The organism is Candidatus Aminicenantes bacterium, from assembly GCA_026393795.1.
Taxonomy (GTDB): domain Bacteria; phylum Acidobacteriota; class Aminicenantia; order UBA2199; family UBA2199; genus UBA2199.
In genome coordinates, this window is sequence record JAPKZL010000140.1 from 1 (window position 1) to 5,398 (window position 5,398).

Consider the following 5,398-nt stretch of genomic DNA (forward strand, 5'->3'; position numbering starts at 1 on the left):
CTTACTGGTCACGCGTTACGCGTCACGAGTCACGTTGGTTCAGTCATAATTCTCTATCATGAACCGCCGTAGGACGTCAGGCAGCGGCGAGGTGACGCTCAGCGGATAGCCGCTGAATGGGTGGCGAAAATCGATGCGGAAGGCGTGCAGGGCCAGGCGCTGGAAGCCCTGATCCTTGCGGTTTCCGTAGAGGCTGTCGCCCAGGACCGGGTTGCCGAAATGGGCCAGGTGGACGCGCAGCTGGTGGGTGCGGCCGGTGTGCGGCATTAGGCGCACGAAGGTGAACGTGGCGAAGGCGCGGATGACCGAAAAATCTGTGATTGCCTCGCGCTGGTCGTCGCGCTCCTCCCGCGGCACCTCAAAGCGGGCGCGGTTCTTCAAACTGCGCGCCAGCGGCAGGTCGATGGTGCCGTTGCGGAAGCGCATGGCGCCAGCGACCAGCGCCAGGTAGGTTTTTTGCATCTCCCGCTCCTGGAACAGCTCCTGCATTTTTTGCTGCGCTTGTTCGGTCTTGGCCAGGATCAGGATGCCGGAGGTGTCCTTGTCCAGGCGGTGGACGATGCCCGGCCGTTCCTGGTCGGCCATCTCGTTTATCTGCGGATAATAGAAACGAAAAAGGTCAAGCACGGTTTCCTGTTTTTCACCGGCGCCGGGATGGACGACGAGGCCGGCCGGCTTGTCGATGACCAGCAGCCATTCGTCCTCGAACAGCTTGACCAGCTGTTGCGAGGGGACGTATTCTTTTTCTTCGGGGGTCTCGATCACCACCGTCACCCGGTCGTCGGGGCAAACCCCGCGGTTCTTGCGCAAGCTGACGACTCCGTTGAGGCTGACCTGCCCATTCCGGATCAGCTTTTCTATTTGGTTGCGCGAAATAGAATCCATTACGGCGGCCAGGAAAAGATCGATCCTCGGGCAGCGCTCCCTAACCTTGAATGTGATGCTCTTTTTCACCTTTGTTTTTAAAGCCTTTCAGCAGGGCCAGGGCGGTCACGAAACCGATGATGCAGATCAGCTGCGGCACGCTCAGGCTGCGGAACGGACGGTCCAAACCGCCGAAGACGTAGCCGCGGTCAGAATCACCGCGGAAAAACTCGACCGTGAAACGGATTAAAGAATAGTTCAAGATATAGAGGGCGAAGACCTGGCCCTTGAAGCTCCTTTTTTTGTAGGCGATGGAAAGGAGGATGAAGTTGACGAGATTGAGCAGCGCTTCGAACAGCTGGGTGGGGTAGAGTGCCACATGGAGCGGCACCCCGGTCAGGAAATTGGCCTTGGCGCTGCTGAAGGTGACGGCCAGGGGAAAATGCCCGGCTTCGCGCCCCCAGCAGCAGCCGGCGGCGAAGCAGCCCAGCCGGCCGAAGAAATGGCCCAGGGCCAGCGCCGGGCCGCCGATGTCTCCCAGCACGCGGTAGCTGAGGGAGTGGCGGCGGATGAACCAGACGGCAAACAGGGCTCCGGCGATGAGGCCGCCGAAAAACGTGCCCCCCGAGGTCAGCAGATACCTGATCTCGGCCGGGTATTTCAAATAATAATCCAGGTTGGTCGCCAGGAGCAGCAGCTTGGCCCCCAGCAGGCTGAGGAGCATGACGTAGAAGATGAAATCGGTGAAGATCTTCAGGTCGAGGTTTTCGGCCTTGGCTTTCTTGAAGGAGAGCAGGATGGCCAGCAGCACGCCCAGGGCGAACAGGAAGCCGTAGCTGGCGATGGTCAGCGGCCCGATCTCGATCAGGATGGGGTGCATGTGCCTCTCCAGAGCGACGCGGCCAGCAGCAGCACGCCGATGGTGATGCAGCTGTCGGCGCAGTTGAAGGTGGGCCAGTGGTGGGACGTGACGTAGGCGTCGAAGAAATCGACCACGAAGCCCAGGCGCAGGCGGTCGATGATGTTGCCCAGCGCGCCGCCCAGGATGAAGGCGTAGGCGGTCAGCTCCAGGCGGCTGTTTTTGGGCGAGCGCAGGAAAAAATAACCGACGATCAGCAGCGCGGCGATGGCCAGGACGGTGATGACCGTCGGCACCCACTGACTGCCGTGGCTGTTGAAAAATCCCCAGATCGCTCCCGAATTGCGCACGTGCCAGATGCGGAAAAAGCCCTTGACCAGGGTCCGCGTCGATTCCAGCGGGACGGTCTTGGCGACCAGCCACTTGCTGGCCTGGTCGACGGCAATGATGGCCAGGATGATGGTGAAATAAACCGATTTACCTTTTGTCGTCAATGGTCTTCTCCTTGATGACGTCGGCGCAGCGCGGGCAGAGCTCTTTGTGGCCGCCGGCCGCCGGCTCGATCCAGTTCCAGCAGCGCGGGCATTTGCGCCCCTGCGCCTTGCGGGCAATGATCTTTTCTTCCTTGCCGTTCCGCACGGTGATGGCAGCGATGACCAGGATGGTCTTGAACAGGTCGCCGGCTTTTCGCAGCAGTTGCTCGTCGGCGCCGTTGGTTTCGATGACGACGTCGGCCTCAAGCGAATCGCCGATGAGCTTGCCGGCGCGGGCGGTTTCAATCTCCTTCAGGATGCGGTCGCGGATGGCCATGATCCTCTGCCATTTCTCTTCGTCGACCGCCGCAGCGGCGGCGTCGCCGGTTTCGGGAAAGCGGGCCAGGTGGATCATGGCTTCCTTGCCCGCGTAGGCGGGGACAAAGGCCCAGGCTTCCTCGCAGGTGAAGGAGAGGATCGGCGCCATCAGCAGCAGCGTCTCGCGCAGCAGGGCGAAGATGGTCTGCTGGGCGGCGCGGCGCTCGGGTGCGTCGGCGCGGTTGCAATAAAGGTTGTCCTTCTGGATGTTGAGATAGAAGGCGCTCAAATCGACGGTGAAGAAATTGAACATGGCGTGGAAGATGACGTAGAACTCGAAGTCGGCGTAGGCCTTCAGCACGCGGGCCTTGGTCTCCTGGAGCCTGTGCAGGATGTAGAGGTCGGTCTCGCCCAGGGCGGCGTCAGTGACCTTATCGCGCTCGGGGTCGAAATCGCCGAGAACTCCGAGCATGAAGCGCCAGGTGTTGCGGATCTTGCGGTAGCTTTCGCTCAGGCGCGACAGCATCTCCTCGCCGAAGCGCACGTCCTCCTGGTAGTTGACCATGGCCGCCCACAGGCGCAGGATCTCAGCCCCCTTGTCCTTGATGACGCTCTGCGGCTCGATGACGTTGCCCAGCGACTTGTGCATGGCCCGGCCGTCGGCGTCGAGCACCCAGCCGTGGGTGATCACCGTCCGGTAGGGGGAGGCGTCCAGGGCGCTGATGCCGACCAGCAGCGACGAGTGGAACCAGCCGCGGTACTGGTCGCCGCCTTCCAGGTACATGTCGGCCGGCCAGCGGTGCCCGGCGCGGCTCTGCAGGATGCCGTGCGACGAACCCGACTCGAACCAGACATCGAGGATGTCCTTGCCCTTTTTGAACTCGCGGCCGCCGCAGGCAGGGCACTTTGTCCCCGGCACCAGGAAGGCGTCCGCTTCGTGCTGGTACCAGGCGTTGGAGCCCTGCTCGGAAAATATTTTTTCCACGTTGGCGATGATGTCGTCGCGCAGCAAGGGGTGGTGGCAGTTGCTGCAGAAAAAGGCTGGCAGCGGCACGCCCCAGTCGCGCTGGCGCGAGATGCACCAGTCGGGGCGGTTGGCGATCATGCTCGAGATGCGCTCTTCGCCCCAGCGCGGCAGCCAGGTTACTTTGCTGATGGCGTTCAGCGCCTTGGCGCGCAGGTCGTCGCTATCCATGGCGATGAACCACTGCTCGGTGGCGCGGAAGATCACCGGCTTCTTGCAGCGCCAGCAATGGGGGTAGGAGTGGGTGATGGAGCCGTCGTGCAGCAGGCTGCCGTTGCGGCGCAAATCCTCGACGACGCGCTCGTTGGCCTTGAAGACCTGCAGTCCGGCGTAGGGGCCGGTGCTCTCGTCGAAGCGGCCGTCGGCCAGGACCGGGGAATAGATGTCGAGCCCGTGGGCGATGCCGGCGTTGTAGTCGTCCTGGCCGTGGCCCGGGGCGGTGTGCACGCAGCCGGTCCCCTGGTCGAGCAGGACGTAGTTGGTGTTGATCAAAAGCGAGTCGCGCTCGTAGAGGGGATGGTGGGCCTTGCGCCCGGCCAGCGCGCTGCCCTTGAATTCCTCAAGCTTCTGGAACGTGCCCCCCTTCAAGGCGGCGATGGCCGGCAGCAGCGCCGAGGCGGCGACATACAGCTCGCCGTTCATCTGGAACAAGGCGTAATCGTAGTCGGGATGCAGGGCGATGGCCAGGTTGGCGGGGATGGTCCAGGGGGTGGTGGTCCAGATCAGGACGAAAATTTCCCTGCCGGCGTACTTCTCCAGGAAAGGGGGAAGGTCCTTCAGGGCGAACTTGACCGTGATCGAGGGCGAGCGATGGTCGGCGTACTCGACTTCGGCTTCAGCCAGGGCCGTCTGGCAGGAGATGCACCAGTAGACCGGGCGCTTCTTGCGGTAGACGCTCCCCTTTTTGACGAAGGAATTGAAAAAGCGGATCACCGTCGCCTCGTAGACGTGGTCCAGGGTGGTGTACGGCTCCTCCCAGGCGCCGAAGATCCCCAGCCGCTTGAAGTCGTGGCGCTGCAGGTCGAGATACTTTTCGGCGTATTTGCGGCACTCGTCGCGGACCTCGATCTGGCTCATGCTCTTCTTGCGCGCACCCAGTTGCTGGTCCACCTTGTGCTCGATCGGCAGGCCGTGGCAGTCCCAGCCGGGGACGTAGGGGCTGTAAAACCCGGCCATCGCCTTGCTCTTGACGATGAAATCCTTGAGGATCTTGTTCAGGGCAGTGCCCAGATGGATGTTGCCGTTGGCGTAGGGCGGGCCGTCGTGGAGGATGTACGGCTCCCGCCCCTCATGGTCGATCAGGATTTTTTTATAAATATCGGCGTTTTCCCATTTTTTAAGGGTTTCGGGTTCTTTCTGGCTGAGCTGGGCTTTCATGGGAAAGTCCGTGCGCGGCAGGTTTAAAGTCTCCTTCCAGTCCATTTTTTTTTCCGACATGGCATAAACTCCGGTTAGGTTTGAAGCGATATTGTCGCTCATTTCAGCCGGTAAGTCAATAAAATTCCCCGCCGGGCCGTTGGCTGCGCCCCACTTTTTTGCTACAATGGTGAACCATAGATGGTGACCATCCGTTCATAGGATGTAATTGGAGGTGAACATGACAGATGAAAAGAACAAGGGGCCGCGCGAGGAGTTCAAGCTGGACGGGACCCAGGTGGTGGCCAAGATAAAGGAACTGATCCACGAGGGCAACATCCGGCGCATCATCCTGAAGAACGAGGAAGGCAAGACCCTGATCGAGATCCCCCTCACCCTGGGGGTAATGGGGGCGGCATTGCTGCCCGTTCTGGCGGCTGTAGGTGCCATTGCCGCGCTCGCAGCATCGATGACGATCGTGGTCGAAAAAGTGGAATGAAAGTT

Annotated in this window: 5 protein-coding genes; 1 reads left to right on the plus strand and 4 read right to left on the minus strand. The window is 61.3% G+C overall.

What is annotated here, in order from left to right:
* Positions 1 to 39: 39 nt before the first annotated feature.
* Genes NTW95_06655 through ileS form a run of 4 tightly spaced genes read right to left on the minus strand, consistent with a single transcriptional unit; the run spans position 40 to position 4,975 of the window.
* Positions 40 to 954 (minus strand): RluA family pseudouridine synthase, encoded by a 915-nt coding sequence (locus NTW95_06655; protein MCX6557097.1) that lies wholly within the window; start codon positions 952 to 954, stop codon positions 40 to 42.
* Positions 926 to 1,744, minus strand: coding sequence for a prolipoprotein diacylglyceryl transferase (gene lgt, locus NTW95_06660; protein MCX6557098.1), 819 nt, complete (start codon positions 1,742 to 1,744; stop codon positions 926 to 928). The genes NTW95_06655 and lgt overlap by 29 nt, the downstream gene beginning before the upstream one ends.
* Positions 1,729 to 2,217, minus strand: coding sequence for a signal peptidase II (lspA, locus tag NTW95_06665; GenBank protein MCX6557099.1), 489 nt, complete (start codon positions 2,215 to 2,217; stop codon positions 1,729 to 1,731). The genes lgt and lspA overlap by 16 nt, the downstream gene beginning before the upstream one ends.
* The gene (gene ileS, locus NTW95_06670) at positions 2,201 to 4,975 is read right to left on the minus strand and encodes an isoleucine--tRNA ligase (protein MCX6557100.1); all 2,775 of its coding nucleotides are present in this window, start codon (positions 4,973 to 4,975) and stop codon (positions 2,201 to 2,203) included. Before ileS ends, lspA begins: the two co-directional genes overlap by 17 nt.
* Before the next feature lie 160 nt (positions 4,976 to 5,135).
* Between ileS and NTW95_06675 the strand changes: the two genes are divergently transcribed.
* On the plus strand, positions 5,136 to 5,393 hold the full coding sequence (locus NTW95_06675) for a DUF4342 domain-containing protein (protein ID MCX6557101.1): 258 nt from the start codon (positions 5,136 to 5,138) through the stop codon (positions 5,391 to 5,393).
* Positions 5,394 to 5,398 lie beyond the last annotated feature (5 nt).

Bases quoted from the DNA above. Each gene is read 5' to 3' on its own strand.
- lgt (MCX6557098.1), bottom strand. From the start codon at position 1,744: ATGCACCCCATCCTGATCGAGATCGGGCCGCTGACCATCGCCAGCTAC.
- ileS (MCX6557100.1), bottom strand. From the start codon at position 4,975: ATGTCGGAAAAAAAAATGGACTGGAAGGAGACTTTAAACCTGCCGCGC.
- NTW95_06675 (MCX6557101.1), top strand. From the start codon at position 5,136: ATGACAGATGAAAAGAACAAGGGGCCGCGCGAGGAGTTCAAGCTGGAC.